Annotated in this window: 22 protein-coding genes; 10 read left to right on the top strand and 12 right to left on the bottom strand. The window is 41.2% G+C overall.

What is annotated here, in order from left to right; translation table 11 throughout:
* Positions 1 to 34 precede the first annotated feature (34 nt).
* The 7 genes from ftsH to PQG45_RS05860 all read left to right on the top strand — a co-directional run bounded on the left by ftsH (position 35) and on the right by PQG45_RS05860 (position 7,338).
* On the top strand, positions 35 to 2,158 hold the full coding sequence (ftsH, locus tag PQG45_RS05890) for an ATP-dependent zinc metalloprotease FtsH (RefSeq protein WP_315577444.1): 2,124 nt from the start codon (positions 35 to 37) through the stop codon (positions 2,156 to 2,158).
* A gap of 37 nt (positions 2,159 to 2,195) precedes the next feature.
* Complete coding sequence (locus PQG45_RS05885; protein WP_315577445.1) at positions 2,196 to 3,008, top strand: UDP-2,3-diacylglucosamine diphosphatase; 813 nt, start codon at positions 2,196 to 2,198, stop codon at positions 3,006 to 3,008.
* Between the two features lie 45 nt (positions 3,009 to 3,053).
* Positions 3,054 to 4,031 (top strand): acyl-ACP desaturase, encoded by a 978-nt coding sequence (locus PQG45_RS05880; protein WP_315577446.1) that lies wholly within the window; start codon positions 3,054 to 3,056, stop codon positions 4,029 to 4,031.
* 3 nt (positions 4,032 to 4,034) lie between these two features.
* Positions 4,035 to 4,568 (top strand): TrmH family RNA methyltransferase, encoded by a 534-nt coding sequence (locus PQG45_RS05875; protein ID WP_316070451.1) that lies wholly within the window; start codon positions 4,035 to 4,037, stop codon positions 4,566 to 4,568.
* A gap of 104 nt (positions 4,569 to 4,672) precedes the next feature.
* Positions 4,673 to 5,041 carry a hypothetical protein gene (locus PQG45_RS05870; protein ID WP_315577448.1) on the top strand — a complete coding sequence of 123 codons (369 nt, stop codon included), beginning with the start codon at positions 4,673 to 4,675 and terminating at the stop codon, positions 5,039 to 5,041.
* Between the two features lie 97 nt (positions 5,042 to 5,138).
* The gene (locus PQG45_RS05865) at positions 5,139 to 6,029 is read left to right on the top strand and encodes an ABC transporter ATP-binding protein (RefSeq protein ID WP_315577449.1); all 891 of its coding nucleotides are present in this window, start codon (positions 5,139 to 5,141) and stop codon (positions 6,027 to 6,029) included.
* A 1-nt stretch (position 6,030) separates the two neighbouring features.
* Positions 6,031 to 7,338, top strand: coding sequence for an ABC transporter permease (locus tag PQG45_RS05860; protein WP_315577450.1), 1,308 nt, complete (start codon positions 6,031 to 6,033; stop codon positions 7,336 to 7,338).
* Here PQG45_RS05860 and PQG45_RS05855 read toward each other — a convergent pair whose 3' ends face one another.
* Positions 7,339 to 7,689: a Spx/MgsR family RNA polymerase-binding regulatory protein gene (locus PQG45_RS05855; RefSeq protein ID WP_315577451.1), complete on the bottom strand. Its 351-nt coding sequence runs from the start codon at positions 7,687 to 7,689 to the stop codon at positions 7,339 to 7,341.
* A gap of 87 nt (positions 7,690 to 7,776) precedes the next feature.
* Between PQG45_RS05855 and fumC the strand changes: the two genes are divergently transcribed.
* On the top strand, positions 7,777 to 9,180 hold the full coding sequence (gene fumC, locus PQG45_RS05850) for a class II fumarate hydratase (RefSeq protein WP_315577452.1): 1,404 nt from the start codon (positions 7,777 to 7,779) through the stop codon (positions 9,178 to 9,180).
* Positions 9,181 to 9,250: 70 nt separating this feature from the next.
* Here fumC and PQG45_RS05845 read toward each other — a convergent pair whose 3' ends face one another.
* From PQG45_RS05845 to PQG45_RS05830, 4 genes are all read right to left on the bottom strand, one after another.
* Entirely contained in the window at positions 9,251 to 9,586 is a 336-nt protein-coding gene (locus PQG45_RS05845; protein WP_315577453.1) for a hypothetical protein, read from the bottom strand.
* Between the two features lie 19 nt (positions 9,587 to 9,605).
* Positions 9,606 to 9,965, bottom strand: a complete 360-nt coding sequence (locus tag PQG45_RS05840) for an ArsR/SmtB family transcription factor (protein ID WP_315577454.1) — start codon at positions 9,963 to 9,965, stop codon at positions 9,606 to 9,608.
* 366 nt (positions 9,966 to 10,331) lie between these two features.
* Entirely contained in the window at positions 10,332 to 12,788 is a 2,457-nt protein-coding gene (locus PQG45_RS05835; RefSeq protein WP_316070450.1) for a bifunctional UDP-N-acetylmuramoyl-tripeptide:D-alanyl-D-alanine ligase/alanine racemase, read from the bottom strand.
* Between the two features lie 82 nt (positions 12,789 to 12,870).
* Entirely contained in the window at positions 12,871 to 14,061 is a 1,191-nt protein-coding gene (locus PQG45_RS05830) for a phosphoglycerate kinase (protein WP_315577456.1), read from the bottom strand.
* Positions 14,062 to 14,222: 161 nt separating this feature from the next.
* Here PQG45_RS05830 and PQG45_RS05825 point away from each other — a divergent pair, with 161 nt between their 5' ends.
* On the top strand, positions 14,223 to 15,860 hold the full coding sequence (locus tag PQG45_RS05825) for a VRR-NUC domain-containing protein (protein WP_316070449.1): 1,638 nt from the start codon (positions 14,223 to 14,225) through the stop codon (positions 15,858 to 15,860).
* Between the two features lie 127 nt (positions 15,861 to 15,987).
* Positions 15,988 to 16,320, top strand: coding sequence for an HPF/RaiA family ribosome-associated protein (locus PQG45_RS05820; protein WP_315577458.1), 333 nt, complete (start codon positions 15,988 to 15,990; stop codon positions 16,318 to 16,320).
* A gap of 34 nt (positions 16,321 to 16,354) precedes the next feature.
* Here the strand turns inward: PQG45_RS05820 and PQG45_RS05815 are convergent, their stop codons facing one another.
* The 7 genes from PQG45_RS05815 to ytxJ form a co-directional block, all read right to left on the bottom strand.
* Positions 16,355 to 17,794 (bottom strand): AAA family ATPase, encoded by a 1,440-nt coding sequence (locus PQG45_RS05815; protein WP_316070448.1) that lies wholly within the window; start codon positions 17,792 to 17,794, stop codon positions 16,355 to 16,357.
* A gap of 1 nt (position 17,795) precedes the next feature.
* Positions 17,796 to 18,914 carry a vWA domain-containing protein gene (locus tag PQG45_RS05810; RefSeq protein ID WP_315577460.1) on the bottom strand — a complete coding sequence of 373 codons (1,119 nt, stop codon included), beginning with the start codon at positions 18,912 to 18,914 and terminating at the stop codon, positions 17,796 to 17,798.
* Between the two features lie 106 nt (positions 18,915 to 19,020).
* Positions 19,021 to 20,277, bottom strand: a complete 1,257-nt coding sequence (gene metK / locus PQG45_RS05805; protein ID WP_315577461.1) for a methionine adenosyltransferase — start codon at positions 20,275 to 20,277, stop codon at positions 19,021 to 19,023.
* Between the two features lie 66 nt (positions 20,278 to 20,343).
* Positions 20,344 to 21,531, bottom strand: coding sequence for a lycopene cyclase family protein (locus PQG45_RS05800; protein ID WP_316070447.1), 1,188 nt, complete (start codon positions 21,529 to 21,531; stop codon positions 20,344 to 20,346).
* Positions 21,532 to 22,401: a lipoyl synthase gene (gene lipA, locus PQG45_RS05795; protein ID WP_316070446.1), complete on the bottom strand. Its 870-nt coding sequence runs from the start codon at positions 22,399 to 22,401 to the stop codon at positions 21,532 to 21,534.
* 12 nt (positions 22,402 to 22,413) lie between these two features.
* Positions 22,414 to 23,217, bottom strand: coding sequence for a hypothetical protein (locus PQG45_RS05790; protein WP_315577464.1), 804 nt, complete (start codon positions 23,215 to 23,217; stop codon positions 22,414 to 22,416).
* Positions 23,218 to 23,222: 5 nt separating this feature from the next.
* Positions 23,223 to 23,549, bottom strand: a complete 327-nt coding sequence (gene ytxJ / locus PQG45_RS05785; RefSeq protein ID WP_315577465.1) for a bacillithiol system redox-active protein YtxJ — start codon at positions 23,547 to 23,549, stop codon at positions 23,223 to 23,225.
* Between the last annotated feature and the right edge of the window lie 19 nt (positions 23,550 to 23,568).

Here is a 23,568-nt window from a genome sequence, read left to right as displayed (position 1 = left end):
TCCTCATTGTTAATAGCCCAAACAAATTATTCTAATGGCAAAACAAGGTAATAGTAAAAACACCAAGCGTTCAGGACTTCAACCGCGCCTGCCCAAAAAACCGGCAGGAGGTATGCAAAGTTGGATGATTATAGGTTTGGTCATTGCGATGGTGAGCATGTTCTTCTTTACGAAGCAGCCTACATTACAAGAAATTAATCAGGGGCAATTTGAGTCAATGATCATTCAAAAAGAAGTTCAGTCGGTCGTAATCGTCAATGATAAATTGGTTGAAGTTAGCCTGAAACCTACTTTCGTTCCCAAGTATTTTAAGAAATCGCCTCCAGGCTTAGTATCAGTGAAGCAAGGTCCACACTTTGAATTTCCGATTATTTCCAAGGAAGGTTTTGAGCATTTTTTAGAGGACCGTCAAAAGGATTTTCCGCGCAATGAGCGCATTTTTGCGACGCCTGAAACACGTACGGGGCCATTGGATTGGTTGGGTACTTGGGGCTTTTTCATCTTAATGGGATTGAGTTTTTACTTTCTGTTCTTCCGCATGGGCGGTGGTGGCGGTGGCGGCGGCCAGCTGTTTAATATTGGTCGTAGCAAAGCAACCTTGATTGAGGGCGAGTCGAAAGTGCGTGTGACATTTGATGATGTTGCCGGCTTAGATGAAGCGAAAGAAGAAATTCAGGAAATCGTAGAGTTCTTGAAATTTCCAAAGAAATTCACCGATTTAGGTGGTAAAATTCCGAAGGGAGCCTTATTAGTAGGCCCTCCAGGTACAGGTAAAACTTTATTGGCCAAAGCTGTTGCAGGTGAGGCTGGAGTACCTTTCTTTTCCCTTTCGGGGTCGGATTTTGTGGAGATGTTTGTGGGGGTTGGGGCAGCGCGTGTTCGTGATTTGTTCAAACAAGCAAAAGAAAAAGCACCGTGTATTATCTTCATTGATGAGATTGATGCAGTTGGTCGTTCACGTGGACGTGGTCAAATGCCAGGTTCAAATGATGAACGCGAGAACACATTAAACTCATTATTAGTTGAAATGGATGGTTTTGCAACGGATTCAGGAATTATCATCATGGCTGCGACAAACCGTCCAGATGTCTTGGATGCAGCCTTGCTACGTCCAGGTCGTTTTGATCGTCAAATATCCATTGATAAGCCCGATATTATTGGTCGGGAAGCGATTTTTAAGGTTCACTTAAAGCCTTTGAAGTTAGCTGCTGATATCGACCCGAAAGAATTGTCAGCGCAAACGCCTGGTTTTGCTGGAGCTGAGATTGCCAATGTGTGTAATGAAGCCGCATTGATTGCCGCTCGTCGTAGTAAAACTGCGGTCGATATGGACGATTTCCAGGAAGCTATGGATCGTGTGATTGGTGGCTTGGAGAAGAAAAACAAGATTATCAATCCATTGGAAAAGAAGATTGTTGCTTATCATGAAGCTGGCCATGCGATTGCTGGTTGGTTCTTGGAGCACGCGAATCCGTTGGTTAAAGTATCCATCGTCCCACGTGGCGTAGCAGCTTTGGGTTATGCGCAATACTTACCAAAAGAACAGTTCTTGTATCGTACGGAACAGTTGATGGATGAGATGTGTGTAACATTAGGAGGTCGTGCGGCAGAAGAAATTGTCTTTGGGAAGATCTCAACAGGTGCGCAAAACGATTTGGAGCGTATTACGAAACTAGCCTATTCGATGGTGACCGTTTACGGCATGAATGAGAAACTAGGTAATATTTCTTATTATGATTCGAAGGGTTCTGATTATCAATTCAACAAGCCTTATTCGGAAACGACAGCGCGGGAAATTGATGAAGAAGTACGTAAAATCATTGCGGAAGCGTACACACGTACTAAGAAATTGCTAACCTCGAAAAAGGATAAATTAACTATTTTGGCGGAGCAGTTATTAAAGAAAGAGGTCTTGTTCCAAAGTGATTTGGAAGAGCTTGTTGGGCCTCGTCCATTTGAGCAATTAACTTCCTATCAAGAGTTCATTAAGGGTGAAACGGAGAAGAAGCGTCAAGACGCCAAGGATGAGCGAGAGCTTGCGGAAACGGTCAAGCGTGCGGCTAAAAAGCCTGCAGCAGCAAAAGCAGAATCTGCTACGGAACCGGTCGTTAAGAAAAAGCCGGCACCTCGAAAAAAGAGTCCTAAGAAAGAAGATTAACCGAATGGGGTGGGTATTCCCGCCCCATTTTTTATTTATGAAGCAGCTACTTATACCTTCAGGCAAACATGTGTATTGTATTTCAGACATGCACTTGGGCTTTCCAGATGCACAGACATCTCGAGCGCGTGAGCGTGTTTTGGTAGATTGGCTTTCGGGTATTTCTGAAGATGTAAGTGATTTATTTTTATTGGGTGACGTATTCGATTTTTGGTTTGAATACAATCAGGTTGTTCCCAAGGGTTTTGTGCGTTTTATCGGCGCATTAGCTCAATTAGCCGATCGAGGTGTTCGCATGCATATTTTTGTGGGGAATCATGATTTATGGATGCGGGATTATTTTGAGGAGGAGTTAGGTGCTATAATTTACACCGAACCCACGGAATTTGAATTCCAATTCGAGGACAATAAGATTCGTGTTTGCATGGGGCATGGCGATGGGATGGGACCGGGTGATTATGGATACAAGCTTTTGAAAAAGGTTTTTGTGAATCCAATGGCCCAATTTCTCTTTGGTTGGCTGCACCCCGACTTCGGTGTCCGATTGGCGCATGCTTGGTCGGGTACGCGAAAAACCTCGACAATTAAAGCTGGTGAAGTTCCTTTTGATCCAGCCACCGACTTCATTTTAGCGGCAGTGCGTGAGCGGCATGCTATCGATCAACGAGAAAATCGCTTGATATCCGCTTATGTATTTGGTCATCGGCATCATCCAATTGCCTTGGAGCTAGATGCTTCGGCCACTTATTACAATTTAGGAGATTGGTTTACGCCAAATTACAAAAATGCATATGTGTTAAAAATTGAAGCGAATGGGCATGATTTTGTGCATTTTCAGCCAAAATCCTGATTTTTCTATGTATCTTCATAGCTCATTATGTTAACCCATTGAATTATGTCTCAATTCCATACGCGTTTAGAAGTTATGTCCGAGCTAGCCAAAAATATGGATAGCTACATGAAGGATTTTTTGAATCCGATTGATTCCAACTGGCAGCCCGCAGATATGCTTCCTGACTCGACAAAGGAAAATTTCTTTGATGAGGTGAAGTTGTTGCAAGAAGCTGCCAACGAATTGCCTTATGATTATTGGGCCGTTTTGATTGGTGATACGATTACGGAGGAGGCTTTGCCAACATACGAGTCGTGGTTGTTGGGTATGGAAACGGTGGATCATTTAGACCAAGAAAATGGTTGGGTAAAGTGGATTCGTAGCTGGACAGCAGAAGAAAATCGTCACGGCAAGTTACTAGGTACTTACCTGTATTTATCAGGGAAAGTGGATATGCGTGCGGTTGCTATTTCGACACAATATTTGATTGCGGATGGTTTCGATATCGGTACATCGGCAGATCCTTACCGCAACTTTGTTTATACTTCTTTTCAAGAGTGGGCGACGAATATTTCCCATCGTAGAACGGCTTCATTAGCCAAGCAACATGGGAATTCGAATTTGTCACGTATGTGTGCACAAATTGCGGCAGATGAGTTGCGTCATGCCAAAGCATATAAGGCCTTTGTTGCTGAGATTTTTAAATTAGATCCTTCTGAAATGATGTTGGCTTTTGCTGATATGATGAAGAAAAAGATTGTAATGCCTGCGCATTTCTTGCGTGAGATGAGTGGAGCCAAAAGCTCCTTGTTTGATCATTTCTCTGATGCGGCCCAACGTATTGGTGTCTATACAACGGCAGATTATACGACCATCATGCGTGGTTTGATTCAAGATTGGGATTTGGAAAGTGTTCGCGGACTAAATGATCAAGCTGAAAAGGCGCGTGATTATGTGATCGGATTGCCTGCTCGTTTAGAGCGTTTAGCTGAGCGTGTAAAGGTTCCAGAATTAGCTTATCCATTTAGTTGGATTGTTTAATATATGCCTCAAAAGTTATCGTTAGATGAGCTAAATCGGCTCGATGTATCCGCATACAAATCTGCGGAGAAATTCCCCTTTGTTTTTGTGCTCGATGACATTCGTAGTATGAATAATATTGGATCTGCATTTCGTACGGCCGATGCATTTCGTTGTGCGCATGTGTATTTGGTTGGCATTACGGCTCAGCCACCACATCGCGAAATAAGTAAAACGGCCTTAGGTGCTGATGAATCTGTTGATTGGACCTATTTTGAGTCGGCTGAAGTATGCCATGAAGCTTTAAAAGCTTTGGGGTATACGGTTTATTGCATTGAACAAGTAGATCAGTCAATTTCCTTGCATGATTTCAAGCCTGAGGCTGGCAATAAATATGCCTTTGTTTTTGGTAACGAAGTATTTGGGGTGAATGATTCTTGGATTGAAGCTACTTCGGGTAGTTTGGAGATCCCTCAATTTGGTACAAAACACTCATTGAACGTCTCGGTAACGATGGGAGTTGTTGCTTGGGATTTTGTCAGCAAATCACAGATTTAGGGCTTCCAATATTAAATTTTGCCGTTTCAGGGAAAACTTAACACAGATAAATTTCTTCTTGTCAAATGTTTCCATAGATTTATCTAAAATTTAACAATTACATAATGAGCAGCGACAAAAAAACATTATCGAATCAATTGTCGGCACTTTTATTGCCAAAATTGAAAGGACTTTCAGAAAAGAATGCTAAAAAGGTGTTGGCAACGGTTGAAAAATCCGTTGGCGATATTGCAAAGAAATATGTGAAGTTGGTGCAAGACCAAGAAAAAGAAGCTGCGAAGTCGAAAGAAAAGGCTGAAAAAGCAAAGAAGAAATCGATAGAAAAAGAAGCAAAGAAAAAGGCGAAGTTGGCGAAAAAAGCGGCTGAGATTAAACAAGTAGCTCAATTGATGGCAAAAGAGGCGGCACCAGCTGCTCCTAAGTCGGCAGCAAAGGCTCCTTCAAAACCAAAAGCTAAGGTAATTAAGAAGTAAAGGAATCATTTATCCTATTATTCTAGCGTTCATCCTAATATCATGTTGGGGTGAACGCTTTTTTTTATCTTTGAATATTCATTCATGACAAACAAATATGTTATTATCTATACGGAATTTAGGGAAGCGTTATGCGGATCACGTGGCATTGTCGGATGTGAACTTGGAAATCCCCAAAGGGAAGATTTTTGGTTTATTGGGTCCTAATGGGGCTGGGAAAACATCCTTAATTCGAATAATTACCCAAATCTCGGGGCCAGATGCTGGTGAGATTCTTTTTGATGGAGAGCCTTTGCTGTTAGCGCATGCGGATCAGATAGGTTATTTGCCTGAGGAACGCGGTTTGTATAAGAAGATGAAGGTTGGTGAGCAACTTTTGTATTTGGCCCAATTAAAGGGAATGCCTAAGTATGAAGCAATCGCTAAATTGAAGGAATGGTTTATTCGCTTGGATATAAAGGAGTGGTGGAATAAGCCGGTGGATGATTTATCCAAAGGCATGCAACAAAAGACGCAATTTATTGCCACGGTGGTACATGAGCCGAAATTACTGATTCTGGATGAGCCATTTTCGGGTTTTGATCCCATCAATGCTAATATGTTGAAGGATGAGATTTTAGCTATCAAAGCGCGCGGTACAACCGTGTTGTTTTCTACGCATCGGATGGAGTCTGTGGAAGAGTTATGTGATGAGATAGCCTTGATTAATCATGCGCAGGTGGTGTTGTCAGGTAATAAAGATGAGGTCCAAAATCGATATAAGAAGAATCAATTCTCGATTCGTTTTGAAGGGGAGTTGATGGCGATTCCTGGAATTGAGATTGTTTCTCATGAATCCACAGGTCATGCGATTTTGCGTTTTTCGGAAGGAATGGGAACCAATGAGGCGATTGCCTTATTGATTCAGCATATTCGTTTGTTGGAGTTTAAGGAAGTGATTCCATCTTTTAATGATATTTTTATTCAAGTAGTTAGCGAAACCAATTGATATGAATAAGATTTTACTGGTTATTCAGCGTGAATATGTAACGCGTGTGTTGAAAAAATCCTTTTGGATTTCATCTTTGTTGGCCCCCGTTTTAATCACAGCCATCTATGCGATTCCTATCTGGTTAGCCATGAAAGATAAGGAGCAGAAGCAAATCGCCATTTTCGATCAAAGTCATTTGCTTAAGTCGGCCGACTTACAAGATAAGGAGTTGGTCTTTACCTTTACAAATGTGCCGGAAAAAGCCTTCAAGACCCAGTTTGCCAAGTCTGGTTACGATGCCTTTGTGAGTATTCCTGTGGATGTTTTATCAAATCCCAAAGGTGTCCATATTTATTCATCAAAGAACATTGGACTTAATTTAAAAGAAGCCGTAGAGCGCTTGATTCAGAATAAAGTACGGCAGGAGTTGATGTATAAGGCTGGAATTTCAGCGAAGGTCTATGAAGATACGCAGGTTGATATAGCGAGTGAGACCATTACGGTATCTGAAAATGGGGGAGAAACAAGTTCAAGTTCGGCAGGGGCGATGATTCTTGCGGGTATTATGGGCTTGATTTTATATGTCACGCTCTTACTTTATGGCTCTCAAGTAATGAATGGCGTGATTGAGGAAAAGAGTAGTCGGATCATTGAGGTGATTATTTCCTCCGTGAAACCTTATCAATTAATGTTAGGGAAGATTATTGGGGTAGGGCTTGTGGGACTTACGCAATTCCTTTTATGGATTGTATTAACGATTGGATTAACGCAAGTGACCGGGAAAATCTATGCTTCCAAGGCGAAAGCGATTATGGCAGTAGACCAAGGAAAGGCATCAGTTGACATGCGCAATGTTATGCAAGATTCCCCGATGGGTGAGGTGACGAAGGTGCTGGAGAGTACGAATATCCCCCTGATTCTCGTGGCCTTTTTATTTTATTTTTTCGTTGGATATTTGTTATACAGCTCTTTGTTTGCGGCGATCGGGTCTGCTGTTGAGAGTGCCACGGAAGCGCAGCAATTCACGTTTATTGTTATGATTCCTATTATCTTGTCATTTTTGTTGGCTCAGTACACGATGCAAGATCCCGACAGTACAGTTGCTTTTTGGGCATCGATGATTCCGTTTACTTCGCCGATCAACATGATGGTACGCTTACCTTATGGGGTTCCTATGTGGGAATTGGCGCTATCGATGAGTCTTCTGGTAGTAGGATTTCTAGCTTGTAGCTGGATTTCAGCGCGTATTTACCGTGTGGGAATTTTAATGTATGGGAAAAAAGCCACCTGGAAAGAATTGTCTAAATGGCTTTTTTATAAAGGGTAATTAGACATTTAGCCATTTATCTAATTCATCCGGATTAAATCCAGCGATCATGCGTTTGCCATCTGTCAGAATGGGTCGTTTGATCGCTGAATTTTTTTCTAACAAGAAGGAAAATGCAGCGGAATTTGTGGCTAAAGATGCTTTCGTTTCATCAGGCAATTGTCGGTAAGTGGAACCCTGCTTATTGAATACTTTTTCGAGCCCGAGTGTGTCGATGAATCCTTGTAAAATGGGTTCTGTGATGCCTTCTTTTTTATAATTATGAAAGGTATATTCAATGCCTTTTGCCTCTAAGAATTCAAAGGTTTTTTTCATTGTATTGCAAGCGGGAATTCCGTAGACTGTTAGCATGTTATTTTTTATTTAAAATCATTCCCACCTTGTTGGTTTTGGTGGTATTTTTGTGAATTGCTTACAAAAATAATACAAATAGCCATTATGGAATATAGAATTGAAAAAGATACGATGGGCAAGGTGAAGGTACCTGCACATGTATATTGGGGCGCACAAACGCAGCGTTCTATCGAGAACTTTCCCATTGCTCAAGATATCAATAAGATGCCGAAAGAAATTATTCGTGCATTTGCTTTCTTGAAAAAGGCAGCGGCAATCACGAATTTCGAGGCGGGTGTATTGGATGAGGCGAAGAAAAATCTGATTGGACAGGTTTGTGATGAAATTTTAGCAGGTCAGTGGGCAGATCAGTTTCCTTTAGTAGTTTGGCAAACGGGCTCTGGTACACAGTCAAATATGAACTGTAATGAGGTGATCGCTTACCGTGCACACGTGATTCAAGGAGGAGATTTGATGGATGAGCAGAAGTTTGTACACCCAAATGATGATGTGAATAAGTCTCAATCGTCCAATGATACCTTTCCTACAGCGATGCATATCGCAGCGTATCAAGCTTTGATGGAAGTCACGATTCCGGGCATTACGAAATTACGTGATACCTTAGAAGCGAAGGCAAAAGCATTTAAAAATGTGGTTAAAATAGGTCGTACACACTTTATGGATGCGACGCCTTTAACATTAGGACAAGAATTTTCAGGTTATGTTTCGCAATTGAATCATGGCTTAAAAGCAATCAATAATTGCTTAGACCACTTAGCGGAATTAGCGCTAGGAGGGACAGCTGTAGGAACGGGCATTAACACGCCTAAAGGCTATTCGGAAAACGTTGCGAAGCACATTGCTTCGTTGACAGGTTTGCCATTTAGAACGGCTGAAAATAAGTTTGAGGCCTTGGCAGCGCACGATGCGATTGTGGAAGCACACGGTGCCTTAAAAACGGTTGCCGTGAGTCTAATGAAGATTGGAAATGATGTACGTATGTTATCATCTGGTCCTCGTTCAGGCATTGGCGAGATCTACATTCCTGATAACGAACCAGGTTCATCCATTATGCCAGGTAAGGTTAATCCGACACAATGTGAAGCGATGACCATGGTCGCTGCGCAGGTATTGGGGAATGATGTTACTATTAATATTGGAGGAGCTTCAGGCCACTTTGAATTAAACGTGTTTAAGCCTGTGATGATTTATAACTTCTTACACTCGGCTCGCTTAATTGGTGACGTATGTGTGGCATTTAATGATAAATGTGCTGTGGGTATCGAACCCTTGCATGAAAACATCGCTAAGCACGTCAATAACTCATTGATGCTTGTTACGGCATTAAATACGAAGATTGGTTATTACAAAGCGGCAGAAATTGCTCAAACAGCGCATAAAAATGGCTCTACATTGAAAGAGACGGCTATTGCCTTGGGTTATTTAACCGCAGAAGAGTTTGATGCTTGGGTTCGCCCTGAGAATATGGTAGGTGAGATCAATGTATAAGTAAGAAAAAAATACGCGATTCTCGCGGCATTGCCTCTAAAAAGCCTCATACGTTTCGTATGGGGCTTTTTTATGCCATTTCACGTAATTCAACTGTGTAAAAGGTATTGGGGAAGGGAAAACTCTCGGCAACGCGTGTTGCTTCCTCCCAGGAAGACATGATGAGCGTGATGACTTGAGAAATCTCTCCACCATCAATGAGCTGAACTATCTTTTGTTCAATTTTTCCACTCGCACCTAAATACAAGGTTTGTCCGGAAAATTTCTGATAAAGCATGTCTTGGTATTGCTCCTTTATGGATTTTAACCACGTACGAATTTGTTCCAATTCTTCGGATGAAGCAAGACTGTTAGCTCCTGAAATTCCCTCGACAGGGCCGCGAATAATGATGACAAATCGTTTCATATAAATTGTATTATTCTAATTAAAATTCACTTTGGAATTTATCAAATGGATTTTCTGTCTTTACTTTTGGAGTCCGGATTACGCGCTCTTTCGGTGCTGCTTTGGCTACATGACTTGTCGGTGGGAGCAAAGGTGTGAGCCATTGGGCCAACTGGACTAAGACTTCTTTTTCAAGTGCATAATAGATAAATACCCCGTTTCTGCGAGTCGACACAATTCCAGCCTCTTTCAATACAGATAGGTGCCTGGAAATCGTAGGAGCAGCATAGTCGAATTGGTCAAAAATACTACTCGCAGGCATTTCGCCATCTTTGAGCAGCTCAATGATCTTACGTCGTGACTCATCACCAATAGCCTTGCTTATTGCCTCGATTGTCATATAATGATTACTTATTTAGCTAAATTAATATATTCTAATAAGATATCAAAATAGAGGCTAATGGCAATGTATTTAATCTATTTAGCAATTACACTAAATGATTAGCTTTTTGGCTAAGTGTAAATTAGTCGGACGGCTAATTAATTAGCTTAATCGCTATGTATTATTAGCTATTACGCTAATTGATTGAATTTGTTTTTATGGTTGTTGCTCGTGGCTCCTTTGGCAGTTTTTTGATAGGCTATTTATGATGACCAGTCTAAGTTTGTAATATATACGGGTATAAAATGAATGACGCATTAAAAAAAGCCACATGAAAATTTAATCATGTGGCTCGCTTGTTGGAGGTGTTTTATTGCGCTGTATTTATTCTCGTATATAGATTCGCTTGACGCGTGATGAAATGCTTGTCATCATCTCATAAGGAATAGTTTGTGCTGCTTTGGCAAAAGCTGCTAATTGTATTTTTCCGCCAAATACAATCGCCTCATCACCTTCTTTTATTTCGGTCAGTGTGCTGACATCTACCATGCACATGTCCATGCAAATGCTACCGATTGTAGGGCAAATATGTCCGTTAATTTCAAAGTGACCTTGGCCATTTCCTAGTGCTCGACTATAGCCGTCGGCATACCCAATTGCCAAGGTAGCAATCTTACCATCTTCTTCGAATTGTCCTATTCTTCCGTAGCCTACTGTTTCCCCTTTTGCTACATTTTTTATCTGTGATACGTAGGTTTTAAGCGATAATACATTTTCTAGTGCTGTTTTTTCGACCGAATTACCTGAAATACCATACATACTGATGCCCAATCGGACCATGTCGAGGTGTGCTTCTGGGTAATTTTGGATGGCTGCCGAGTTCGCAATATGTCTCAAGGGTTTGTAGCCTAATTGATCACTGATTGCTTGTGATGCTTCCTTAAATTGAGCGATTTGCTGCTCCGTAAATGCTTTATGTTTTGGGTTTTCAGAAGCTGCTAAATGGCTTAAAATGCTTACAACCCATAGTTGGGGCATTTGCTTTAGTTCATGCATCAGTTGGGGTATATCAGACATCTCGAAACCAAGACGCTTCATCCCGGTATCCAATTTGATATGAATCTTGATATTCTTGTTTTGATTCGTGCTGTATTCATCAATTGCGGCTAACAAACTGAAATTATATATTTCAGGTTCGAGTGCATATGATGTCATTTTATCGAATTCCTCTACTTGTGGATTCATTACCATGATCGGTGTATAAATTCCATTATTACGTAGCAAAACGCCCTCATCAGCATATGCAACGGTTAGGTATTCGATTCCTTGTGATTGTAATATTTTTGCAATTTCCACTGCGCCAGCCCCATAAGCTTGTGCTTTTACCATGCCCATGATTTTGGTAGAATGACCAATGGTTTTACGGTAATAGCTTAAGTTATGTTGTAGGGCATCCAAATTGATTTCCAATTGGGTGCAATGCGTTTTTGTTTCGAGTGCATTGACAATCTTTTCAAAGGCATATTTTCGAGCACCCTTTAGTAAGATGATTGAGTCATGCAAGCTGTTTAAGTCCCCTGACTCAATGAATGTTTCGGCCGTGGCATATGTGTCTATATGTTGGAAATAGTGTTTATTTCGTTCGATTTGACTTCCTATGCCAATGATTTTTTCAATGCGTTGATGTACGATTAATTGGGCAATTTGTTGGTATAAGGTGTCCTCATCTATTCCTGTTTCGATGAAATCACTGATGATCAATACTTTCTTTTTTTCTTCGTAACGCTTGAAAAGGGGGAGGGCTAATTTAAGGCCATCGATATCGTTATTGTATGAATCATCTATGAGTTGGTTATTCCGCACGCCTTCTTTGATTTCTAAGCGCATGGAAATGGGTTTGATACCCATAACAGCTGTTGTTAGTTCTTCATTGCTCATGCCAAGTAAATGCGCTTGTATCAGGCAATGACTCAGGTTCTCGAGCGATGCTTCGTCATGTAATTGACTTTGAACGCTAATAAATGGTTCGGATTGATTTCTTTTTTGAAATTTTAACTGGCTGCTTTTACCTGTTATTTTCCAATAAACGAAGATGGATTGGTTGGTGTCTGTGGTACTCCAGCCGACCAACTCGCATGTTGGGTTATTCCGTTGCATTGTCTCGATGACAACAGGAGTTGTATTGGGTGTAACGCGGTATATTAATTTTTTCGAATGGCGGAAAAGATTTAGTTTCTCAGAAAGCTTTGCTGCTTCGCTTTCAAAGTTTTTGCCATGCGCTTCTCCTATATGTGTTAAAATGCCAAATTCGGGTCTTATAATCGCTTCTAAGCGACTCATTTCATCTTTCTGTGAAATACCTGCTTCGAAAATTCCGAGGCGGTGATGGGTTTTTATGCCCCAGACTGAAAGGGGAACGCCTATTTGGGAGTTGAAACTTTTAGGGCTTCTAACAACTTGAAATTTCGATTTGGTTAATTTAAATAACCATTCCTTGCAGATTGTTTTGCCATTTGAACCCGTGATGCCAACGACTGGAAGTCTAAAAGCCATGCGATGTACATGTGCTATATGCTGTAAGGTTTCAATGCTATTGTTGACCACCCAAATGGAGGTATTATTCCAAGATTTTGCTTTTTCGGCTAATGAGCTGTTCCATGCAGCCTTCTCTACGATAAACTCGCGGACACCTTTGTGATAAAGTGATTCTACATATTGGTGTCCATCATGATGTAATCCACGGACTGCAAAAAAAGCGGTGTCAGCGGGTTCGTAGATTTGCCGACTGTCTAAACTAATGAAGGTCGACTTTAACTGAACGGGTTCGTTGGGGTAAATCATGGGCACGAGTTGAACAAAAGACTAAAATACAAAAAGGCGAGGAAAAACTCCTCGCCTTTTAAAATTATTAGGTATTGGGGGATTATGCCTCTAATGCAGCAACTCCCGGTAATACTTTACCTTCCATGTATTCCAATAGTGCACCGCCTCCAGTAGATACGTACGACACGCGATCACCATATCCTGCGTTATTTACGGCAGAAGCTGAATCGCCACCTCCAATTAATGAGAATGCGCCATTTTCTTCAGTTGCCTTTACCACCGCATCAGCGATAGCGTTTGTACCAATCGCAAAGTTCGGGAATTCGAAAACACCCATTGGTCCATTCCAAAGGATCGTTTTCGATTTAGCAATCACATCTTGGAATAATTTCACTGATTCAGGGCCAATGTCTAAACCTTCCCAACCATCTGGAATTTCACCACGGTTGACCGTTTGACGGTTCGCATTGTTACTGAAATCGTCTGCACAAACATTGTCTACGGGCATGATTAAATTAACCCCTTTTGCTTTCGCTTTTTCGATTAATTCTTTCGCTAATGAAACCTTATCAGGCTCTGAAATTGATTTTCCAATTTTACCACCTTCTGCTAACGAGAAGGTATATGTCATTCCACCGCCGATGATCAAGTTATCAACCTTGTCTAATAAACGTTCGATGATTAAGATTTTATCTGAAATTTTTGAACCACCCATGATTGCCGTGAATGGGCGCTCTGAATATTCAAGAATCTTTTGTGCATTTTCAAGTTCTGCTTGCATTACATAACCTGCCACTTTATCTGTGAAGAATTTTCCCATCACGGCCGTAGAAGCGTGTGCGCGGTGTGCGGTTCCAAAGGCATCATTTACCCAAACATTGCCCAAGCGAGCTAATTTTTGAGCAAAAACTTCATCACCTTTTTCTTCTTCTTTGTAGAAACGTAAGTTTTCCAATAACAAGATTTCACCTGGTTGTAATGCTTCAGCTAAAGATGTAGCATCTTCGCCGATACAATCCGTTGCAAACTTTACCTTAACACCAAATACAAGTGAAAGGGGAGTAACCAAGTGTTTCAATGAATATTTCTCTGTTGGACCATCTTTCGGTCTACCTAGGTGAGACATCAAAATAGCCGAACCGCCATCCGAAAGAATCTTTTGAATCGTAGGAATGGTTGCTTTGATACGCGTATCATCTGTAATTTCAAATCGCTCATTAAGAGGTACGTTGAAGTCAACACGAACTAATGCTTTTTTGCCAGCAAAGTTGAAATTTGAAACCGTTTGCATAAATTTTGTTTCGTTATAAGATATGATAAACCTAAGAAATATCAGGCCTACAAATATAACATCATTTCTGAAATTGTTGAAAAAATCTAATTTTCTGTTGAAATTCTTGAAATTTATACTCAAATAGTCCTATTTTAGAGTAAAATTAATCCGCATAATTCATGGAGAACATAGATCCTTCCAATTTTTCTCCTACTTATTATTGGGATTACTTTCAATATGTTCTGCGTTATGTGGATAAGCATTATAAAAATTTGCTAAATCCGGCAGAATCCGAATTTATTTCTTCTTTCCAAGCGCTTTCTTTTCCTGCCCAATGCCTTTATCTTCGATTGGCTGGTAGGAGTGTGGCTTGGTTCAATCGCTCGAGTTTAAACTATGGAGAAATTGAATCCTTGGATTCTGTGATTCAAGAATTAATCGATCATGGTTTTGCCGGAGAATATGATTCCACGGTTTTTACATCATCGCTTTTACATGTATTCACCAAGCAAACTTGCGTCGATATGGTAAAGGAAATTTCAACAAGCAATGAATCTTTCAAGGCATTATCCAAGCAGGCTCTGGTGGATTTGTTAGTCGGCCTTCCGCTAAGTCCTTCCTTTTCGGCAAGTACCTGGATAAGACCATTGCAATTGCATTTATATCAATTTTGTTCATTTCTATTTTTTGGAAGTAAGAATCGTGATTTGAAGGAATTTGTGGTGCGGGATTTAGGGCACCGTCAATATGTTGAAGTGGATGAAGATGACTTTCAGCCGTATTTTACTTCTCGGAAAGAAATTGAAGAAAAGTGGCAATTGAGTCTCTGGCGGGAATGGTTTTATGAGCAGCAGGATAAAATGGATCCGGGCCAACTGAAAGATTCATTGTTCGAACTTATTGTTCCCATGGCGGTCGTATTATCTGATTTAGCGATTCCTGCCTATGAGCGTTTATTATTTCAAGTGGGGCGTTACCTCGAGCGGCAGGCCTATTTAGAGCAAGCTTTGGAGGTCTATGAGCAGGCAGGTTCTGCGCAAGCATTGGAACGCCGCATTCGTATTTTGACCAAACTAAAACGCATGGATGAAGCCTTACAATGGGCTGAATTTGGTCAATTGCATGTGGAAAACCCCACAGAATTACACTTTTTTCAAGATTTTATCGCTCGGCAAGCTTCAAAAAAACACGTTAAACAAGTGACAGGCCGACTGAAAAAAGCGGAGAAAATTGAAATCGATGGCTCCTATCAGGGTCGTGTTGAGCAAGGACTCATTGATTATTACATCGATCAAGGCTATTATGCGGCATTTTCAGAAAATGGTGTTTGGAAGAATATATTGGGTTTGTTGACCTGGGAGCTCATTTTTACGGATCGAAGTGCAGGATTCCATCATCCTTTTCAATACGCTCCGACGATTGATTATACGACTGTAAATACCGCACGATTTATGGAATTACTTGATTTGCTGCATGATCGCGAGCAGGTTTTGCTTTACATGCGTCAGGTCGCTGATGAAAATCATGGAACAATTAATCCTCTGGTTGATTGGGGACATCTCAACTGGCAGTTAATCGAAAGTGTACTCGTAAGTGTGGAGACAAACGCGCTCCAACAAGTTTTGCAATTAATGTGGTCAAGATTATCTACGCATGCCAAAGGTTTTCCGGATTTATTTATCCAACGTGGCGATGAATATGCCTTTGTGGAAGTCAAGTCTCCGAATGATCATTTATCGGCCATACAGCATTTTTGGCATGATTCTTTTGCAGCATTGGGAATTCCCGTTTCCCTAATTCGGGTTGTTTGGAAATAAATTTTTGTTAATTGCTTGACAAGCTTTCGAAAAAAATATACCTTTTCGATGAATCTAAAACGTTCTGTTTTTCGGTTGCTTTGCTAAGATTCCCAAAGCATCTATTCACCCTTTAAATTTAATGATTATGAAAGTGCAAGTACACGCCATTCACTTCAGTGCTGATCGTAAATTGTTGGATAGCATTCAAGCTAAGTTGAATAAATTAGAGACTTTTTATGATCGAATAACCGGAGGCGAAGTATTTTTGAAGTTGGCCAAAGGCGAAGGTAAAATGCGCGAAAAGATGTTAGAAATTAAGATTGCCGTGCCGGGTGCTATTTTGTTCGTTAAGGAAACCGCACGTTCGTTTGAAGAGGCCCTGGATCTAGCCTTAAATGCCTTAGCTGAACAAATCAAACGTTTCAAATCAAAAATTAATCAAGTCAAAACGGATAAGCTCAGTCTTACCTTAGAATAAAAGAAAAAGCGCCCCATTCCGGGCGCTTTTTTTATTACAAGATGCCTAAGAGATCCTTAAATTGGAATCCATCTTGAAGGCGTTCTTTGCCTAATTTATGATGCTCTGCCAAAGCCCATAAAACAAACTCAGATACAAAATATCGATCCTCCGCTAGGGTTTCGGGTTGGTATTTCGAAACCAATGCCTTCAGCGGTTTTAATTCGTCTAATGTTGACTGATAATCTTTGTCGGTTGACTCATCATAAAGGACTATGCCTCCATCGGAAAATACGGCTTCCAGCAAGTTGCTGTAAGGGCTTTCTTCTATTTTCTTACTGAGTTTTTCAATTTTAGGAAACATACCTGGGAGGAATGTTTTGATGGCCTGACCGATCAATTGTTCCGCCACGAACGCAGCACCTTCTTGTTCCCCTTCATAGACGAGCTCTACCTTTCCGGTAATGGCAGGTATGATGCCCATAAAGTCGGCCAATCGAACTGTTGTTTGTTTTTCCTTGTTTAATAATGCGCGTCGTTCAGCGGTGCTGACTAAGCTTTCCAACATGGATATGCTCATTCGTGCACTTACTCCACTTTTGTGGTCGATGTATTCGCTTTGTCTTGCTTCGAAAATGATTTGCTCGAGTAAATCGTAGGCAAGATTTGGAATGTAAACACGCTCGCTTTGCGCGGTATTTATGCGCGCTTCTTGGCTAGAAATCTTCCGAGCAATTGCAATGCTCTCCGGATAATGTGTCAAAATTTGAGATCCAATACGATCTTTCAAGGGTGTCACGATGCTGCCGCGGTTTGTGTAATCTTCTGGATTTGCCGTAAATATGAATTGCACATCTAATGGCAAACGTAATTTAAAGCCCCGAATTTGGATGTCTCCCTCCTGTAGGATATTAAATAAGGCTACCTGAATCCTTGCCTGTAAATCGGGGATTTCATTGATCACGAAAATGCATCGATTCGCTCGTGGTATCATCCCAAAGTGAATCACGCGATCATCTGCATAGGATAGTTTTAAATTGGCCGCCTTAATGGGATCGACATCGCCTATTAAATCGGCGACCGTAACATCCGGTGTAGCTAATTTTTCGGCAAAACGATCATTTCGGTGAAGCCATGCAATTGGCGTTTGATCGCCATGTTCTTCAAGTAAATTAATCGCAAAACGCGAGATAGGGTTCAAAGGGTCGTCGTTTATTTCAGAACCTGCCACATAAGGGATGTATTCATCGAGTAAGTTGACCATTAAACGCGCTAGGCGTGTTTTTGCCTGACCACGCAGTCCCAATAGATTAATATTGTGTCGTGATAAAATAGCACGTTCTAATTCTGGAATGACCGAATTTTCAAATCCATGAACGCCTTCGAAGACCGTTGTCCCCGCCTCCATGTGCTTGATGAGGTTATCACGTAATTCGTCTTTGATGGATTTACTTACATAGCCTGAGGCCTTTAATTCTCCTAAATTCTTGATCATTTTATTTAAGTCTTTTCTTTCTATTCGTTTCGTAATCTTGAAATATCATTTCCCCTAATCCACGCAAACCTGTGTAAAATGCTTTGCCTTGATTAGCTTCCGTGAATTTATCTACAAACTGCTGGAGATAGGAATCACGCGCAATCATGAAGGTCGTAATGGGAATATGTAATTTGCGGGCCTGTGCCGCCTGGGTGTAACATTTCTCCGTCACATAGGGGTCAAGGCCATTGCTATTCATGTAATAGGTGCCATCTTTTTCCCGCACGCAGCTCGGCTTTCCATCGGTGATCATGAATATCTGCTTATTGGTATTCCGCTTACGGCGCAGTATATCCATGGCCAACTGCAATCCTGCGACGGTATTGGTATGGTAGGGGCCAACTTTCAGGTAGGGGATATCTTTGATCGAAATGCTCCATGCATCGTTGCCAAATACCAAAATGTCAATGGTATCTTTCGGGTAGCGAGTCGTGATTAATTCAGCCAAAGCCATCGCTACTTTTTTAGCGGGTGTGATTCGATCTTCACCATACAAAATCATCGAGTGGCTGATATCAATCATCAGGACGGTACTCATTTGAGATTTGTATTGCGTATCTTCTACGACTAGATCTTCTTCTGTTAATTCAAATTCTCCGATGCCATGGTTGATTTGCGCGTTTTTCAGGCTTTCCGTCAAGGATATTTTTTCTAGGCTATCCCCGAAATGATAGGACCGGAATTCACCCGTCAATTCATCGCCTTGACCGGATGCTTTGGTTTTATGATTGCCTGCGCCACTTTTGTTGAGGTTACCAAAAATGTTTTCTAAAGCAGTTTGTCGAATGGCTCGTTCGGTTTTGGCTGTAATGCCCATCCCTGATCCACCATTTTCGTCGATTTCTTCCCGAATGTAGCCTTTGGCTTTTAAGTCTTCAATGAAATCCTCTATCGTATAATTTTCATCCGTTAATTCATACTCTTTATCCAATTCGCGCAGCCATTCGATGGCCTCATCAAAATCGCCAGAAGTATGGGTGATGAGTTCTTTGAAAATCCCAAAGAGCTTATCAAAAGGCGAAACGCTTTTTTCTTCGAATTCTTTGAAATAAAAACCTTTTTTACCTGTCGTGCTCATGTCCTTCTTAACTCAATAACGCCTAAATTTGTTCAAATAAAGCCAAATTTATGTCATAAAAAAAGGTGCTCTTTGGGGGAGCACCTTTTCATAATCGATTTGGAGATTAAATCCCGAATGCCGATTTAACAGCATCCACGTAATCTAATTTTTCCCAAGTAAATAACTCTACTTCTTTCGTTACTTTTTGTCCACCTGGGCCATTAAATGTTTTCGTGACAACTTCGTTTTTACGTCCCATGTGGCCATAAGCAGCCGTTTCTGAATAGATCGGGTTACGTAATTTCAAGCGTTGCTCGATAAAGTAAGGGCGCATATCGAAAATAGCTTCTACTTTACGTGCGATTTCACCGTCTGTTAAGTCAACTTTGGCCGTACCATACGTATCGATGAACAAACCACATGGTTTTGCAACACCGATCGCATACGATACTTGAACCAATACTTGGTCACATAATCCAGCTGCTACTAAGTTTTTCGCAATGTGACGCGTTGCATAGGCTGCAGAACGGTCAACTTTTGAAGGATCTTTTCCTGAGAAAGCACCACCGCCGTGAGCACCTTTTCCACCGTAAGTATCTACAATGATTTTACGGCCTGTTAAGCCTGTATCACCGTGTGGCCCGCCAATCACGAATTTGCCCGTTGGGTTAATGTGATAGGTAATCGCATCATTGAATAGCGCTTGTAACTCGGGCTTTAACTTCGCCTTCACGCGTGGAATAACGATTTCAACAATGTCCTTTTTGATTTTGGCCAACATCTCCGCTTCCGTCGCGAAATCATCGTGCTGCGTTGACACAACAATCGTGTCAATGCGTTGTGGCGTATGATCGTCGCTGTATTCAATCGTTACCTGCGATTTAGCATCCGGACGTAAATAGCCAATTAAATTTGGCTCATTGTTGCGGATGTATGATAACTCTTGAAGAATTTTATGTGCTAAATCCAATGCCAATGGCATGTAATTGTCTGTTTCTTTGGTAGCAAAACCAAACATCATTCCTTGATCTCCCGCTCCTTGTTCTTCCGGTTTCGCGCGATCGACTCCTTGGTTGATGTCGGCTGATTGCTCGTGAATCGCAGATAAAATACCGCAAGAGTTCGCCTCAAACATGTATTCTGCTTTGGTATAACCAATTTTGCGAATCACTTCACGCGTGATTGCCTGAACATCTAAGTAGGTCGTTGTATTTACTTCACCCGCTAATACCACTTGTCCCGTTGTTACTAGGGTTTCACAAGCAACCTTAGAAGTAGGGTCAAACGCCATGAAATGGTCGATTAACGCATCCGAAATTTGGTCAGCTACTTTATCGGGATGTCCCTCTGAAACTGATTCTGAAGTAAATAAATAAGCCATTCGTTGTTTCTTTTTTTGTTAAAAAATCGTGCAAATTTAAGATTATTATCTCGGGTCGACAACCATTTAATGGGAAAAGGTTGATCGTTTGATTACTATTTTAAAGAATGCTTTCATGAAGGGCCAAGTGGGCACTGTGGTCATCATTCTCAAATCTTCCCAAAAGCTCGTTTTTTCATCCAAGAAGCGTAACATATGTTGGGCTGAATTCTTTTGAAACAACTTTTCAAAAACGGTACTCCCTTTCACTTGTTGGTCGACCAATACCTGAATGAAAATTCGGTCCAGTAATACTTTGAACTTCGTTTGTGAAATGACATTCGCATTCCATTGATTTGACTCCAAGTGAAGAACGAGGTTTTTCAAGAGCTCTTGTGTTCGTTTGAATGAATACCCTGTACTCGATTTAACGAATCCTCCTGCAGTACCTATCTTCACTATTTTCTGATGCAGGTTTTGTTTTATTTCGACGTAGTTCATCGGAATAATGCCTTTCTCTGTGCCTTTGATTTCATAATCATCATCGCTCAGTCCATGATAGGCAAATAAATAAGCTTTGATTTGCTTCATGTATTCCGCTTCCTCAAGTAATGTACTCGAAAAAAAGGTATGTTCGAAAAGCGCTGTTCTTGCACTTGTTGGTAGCACGTACATGAATTCACAGGCATTTGTAAAGGCGATTCGGAAGTCGAATAAGGTTGCTTTACTGGCATCGAAAAGTGGAAAATTTGTTTCGATAAATAGGCCAACAAAATGTTGTTTTAGTTCCTTTGTGTTCGTTAGGTCACAAGGGTAGGGGCTGATGCTATCAAAAATCTTTTCGGTAGCTTCAAAGACACCTTTACTTGTTAGCACTTGAGTAAATTTTCCTTGGTATTGAAAGGATTCAATCGATGCTTGAATGAATTCAAATTTGGGATTATTATGCAGTTTTTCTTTGATTGCTTTTGTCCAGGTTGAACTCTCGATTTTCCGATAAACGAACGGTTCAATTGGTAAATCTAGCTGTTGATTGGCAAATGTATGAACGGATAAGTTCTTCCATGCATGTTCAGCATAGGCTTCAAAGGGCTGCGTTTCATCACTCCAATAGCACCACGTTTTGGGCGCCTCGGTGCCTTGATCAATGATTAATATCCGTTCGAAGGGTATTTTACTTTCAGCTAAATAATAAGCAAGAGAAAGTCCCGACATACCTCCACCAGCGATGATGTAAGTATATTTTTTGAGATTTTCTGTTGCGTTATCTGTCATTTAGATGTGTCTTTCCGCGTGGTAACTTGAACGAACTAATGCACCGGATTCAACATAAGCAAGTCCTCGGTTTAGTCCTTCTTCCTTGTACATGGCAAATGTGTCCGGGTGAATCCATTCGATAACTTCATGGTGCATTTTGGTGGGTTGTAAGTATTGTCCAAGGGTTAATACATCCAATCCATTCGCTACTAAATCGTCCATCGCTTGGAATACTTCCTCTTTCGTTTCGCCTAAACCCAGCATGATGCCCGATTTATTGCGTTTTCCAAATTCTTTGGTACGCTTGATTTGCTCTAAGCTTCGTTCGTATTTTGCCTGTGGACGCACATAACGGTATAAGCGAGCTACCGTTTCCATATTATGGGAAACGACTTCCTGGCCACCTTCAATCATGCGAATTAAGGCATCCCAGTTTGCTTTTACATCCGGGATCAATGTTTCGATCGTTGTAGCTGGTGTCGTTTCTTTAACGGCACGCACCGTCTGGTACCAAATCTCAGCACCTTTATCTTTCAGTTCATCCCGGTTAACCGACGTGATAACGGCATGTTTTACTTGCATCAAACGAATCGCTTCTGCCACTCGACGAGGTTCGTCTTCATCATATTCTTGCGGTCGGCCTGTTGCTACCGCACAAAAAGTACATGAGCGTGTACAGACATTTCCCAAAATCATAAAGGTTGCTGTCCCTTCGCCCCAGCATTCACCCATGTTCGGGCAATTTCCAGATTGGCAAATGGTATGAAGTTTATATTCATCCACGAGTTTGCGCACCTTAGAGTAACTTTCGCCAATGGGTAATTTCACACGAAGCCAATCAGGCTTACGATTTGCAGGTACGGGATTTACTTGAGGTAATTCAATCATTTGTTAGGCGTTTTAATGACTCTTTCCAAAGAAAAGTGTCAGGTATCCGGTCGTATAAACACCGCGACCCTCGGTTTGGTTTAACATTTCGATTGGTTTTGTAAAATAATCCAAGCAAAACCCAAGTTCGATGCTTAAGTGGTTATGCTTAAAGGACTCTAATTCGAGGTTTAATCCCGTTTTTACATGCCAACCCGGTATAGGAGTTAGGGCATCAAATCCTTTTAAGAAACTAGCGTCTCCAATAATGAATGCTTTGGGATATGTATCATCAAGGGTTTTGGCATAAGGTACAGCCAAGGTATAGGCTTGAGATGTTGCTGAATTCGTGTAGGAAATATCAACATAATAGGGCTTCTGCAATCCAATGCTTGGACCCGTGGATAGCACTCCTTTTAACGCAGGTCCTCCTTCTGCCGATTTTTGTAATAACGTCCATCTTCGACCGTATGCGGGTCGGATGACGATTAATTGATTGAGTTTTCCTTCGATATACGAACGCCCATTATACGAATAAGGTGATGTGAATTCCCGGTAATCTTTGATGATATCCGCATCTAGTTGCGCGAAGGATTGACTTTTCTCGTCATTCAGCCAATATTTACGTAGGCTCAGCCCTCCAATAATCCCAGAATTTGTACTGGTACTTATGCCAATCGCCCAAGTACTTGAAAGTTTCTCGCTGGGAAGATTCGCTTTTTTGGTAGGGCTTTGTTTACTCGGTATTTGCAGGGTGCTTTCTGCCGACGTGGATTTCCGTTGGGCCCAAGAGCTCAAGGAAATAATCAAGCAAGAAATGAAGATGCAATACCGCATGTTATTTATAAAAAAGGTTTGATTTCTTCCATTGCGATATCCCAATGCGTCGCCGAATAACTACATTTTCCCTGCTTAATCACCAGAACTTGAGGAGATTGATGCTCGATGTCAAATTTTTCGGCAATTGCACCCGATATGGGTCTGTAGGCAATTAAATCTAGGTAATAAGCGGGCGTTTCTGTTGCATCCCAGGCACGTTCCAATCTACTTAATGCAGTTGAGGAGATCGAGCAACGTGTACTATGTTTGAAAATTAGCGTAGGCTTCGTTTCAGAAAGTTGAACAATTTCATCCAGTTGAGCTTCAGTTGTTAAGGGAATCCAATTCATTTGTTGAGGCAGTATGCTG

It is taken from the genome of Aquirufa regiilacus (genome assembly GCF_032470275.1).
In the GTDB taxonomy this organism is placed as follows: Bacteria; Bacteroidota; Bacteroidia; order Cytophagales; family Spirosomataceae; genus Aquirufa; species Aquirufa regiilacus.
The sequence above is the reverse complement of the archived record's forward strand: the minus strand, read 5'-3'. Positions and strand labels throughout refer to the sequence as shown.

Bases quoted from the DNA above. Each gene is read 5' to 3' on its own strand.
- ftsH (WP_315577444.1), top strand. From the start codon at position 35: ATGGCAAAACAAGGTAATAGTAAAAACACCAAGCGTTCAGGACTTCAA.
- PQG45_RS05885 (WP_315577445.1), top strand. From the start codon at position 2,196: ATGAAGCAGCTACTTATACCTTCAGGCAAACATGTGTATTGTATTTCA.
- PQG45_RS05880 (WP_315577446.1), top strand. From the start codon at position 3,054: ATGTCTCAATTCCATACGCGTTTAGAAGTTATGTCCGAGCTAGCCAAA.
- PQG45_RS05875 (WP_316070451.1), top strand. From the start codon at position 4,035: ATGCCTCAAAAGTTATCGTTAGATGAGCTAAATCGGCTCGATGTATCC.
- PQG45_RS05870 (WP_315577448.1), top strand. From the start codon at position 4,673: ATGAGCAGCGACAAAAAAACATTATCGAATCAATTGTCGGCACTTTTA.
- PQG45_RS05865 (WP_315577449.1), top strand. From the start codon at position 5,139: ATGTTATTATCTATACGGAATTTAGGGAAGCGTTATGCGGATCACGTG.
- PQG45_RS05860 (WP_315577450.1), top strand. From the start codon at position 6,031: ATGAATAAGATTTTACTGGTTATTCAGCGTGAATATGTAACGCGTGTG.
- PQG45_RS05855 (WP_315577451.1), bottom strand. From the start codon at position 7,689: ATGCTAACAGTCTACGGAATTCCCGCTTGCAATACAATGAAAAAAACC.
- fumC (WP_315577452.1), top strand. From the start codon at position 7,777: ATGGAATATAGAATTGAAAAAGATACGATGGGCAAGGTGAAGGTACCT.
- PQG45_RS05845 (WP_315577453.1), bottom strand. From the start codon at position 9,586: ATGAAACGATTTGTCATCATTATTCGCGGCCCTGTCGAGGGAATTTCA.
- PQG45_RS05840 (WP_315577454.1), bottom strand. From the start codon at position 9,965: ATGACAATCGAGGCAATAAGCAAGGCTATTGGTGATGAGTCACGACGT.
- PQG45_RS05835 (WP_316070450.1), bottom strand. From the start codon at position 12,788: ATGATTTACCCCAACGAACCCGTTCAGTTAAAGTCGACCTTCATTAGT.
- PQG45_RS05830 (WP_315577456.1), bottom strand. From the start codon at position 14,061: ATGCAAACGGTTTCAAATTTCAACTTTGCTGGCAAAAAAGCATTAGTT.
- PQG45_RS05825 (WP_316070449.1), top strand. From the start codon at position 14,223: ATGGAGAACATAGATCCTTCCAATTTTTCTCCTACTTATTATTGGGAT.
- PQG45_RS05820 (WP_315577458.1), top strand. From the start codon at position 15,988: ATGAAAGTGCAAGTACACGCCATTCACTTCAGTGCTGATCGTAAATTG.
- PQG45_RS05815 (WP_316070448.1), bottom strand. From the start codon at position 17,794: ATGATCAAGAATTTAGGAGAATTAAAGGCCTCAGGCTATGTAAGTAAA.
- PQG45_RS05810 (WP_315577460.1), bottom strand. From the start codon at position 18,914: ATGAGCACGACAGGTAAAAAAGGTTTTTATTTCAAAGAATTCGAAGAA.
- metK (WP_315577461.1), bottom strand. From the start codon at position 20,277: ATGGCTTATTTATTTACTTCAGAATCAGTTTCAGAGGGACATCCCGAT.
- PQG45_RS05800 (WP_316070447.1), bottom strand. From the start codon at position 21,531: ATGACAGATAACGCAACAGAAAATCTCAAAAAATATACTTACATCATC.
- lipA (WP_316070446.1), bottom strand. From the start codon at position 22,401: ATGATTGAATTACCTCAAGTAAATCCCGTACCTGCAAATCGTAAGCCT.
- PQG45_RS05790 (WP_315577464.1), bottom strand. From the start codon at position 23,217: ATGCGGTATTGCATCTTCATTTCTTGCTTGATTATTTCCTTGAGCTCT.
- ytxJ (WP_315577465.1), bottom strand. From the start codon at position 23,549: ATGAATTGGATTCCCTTAACAACTGAAGCTCAACTGGATGAAATTGTT.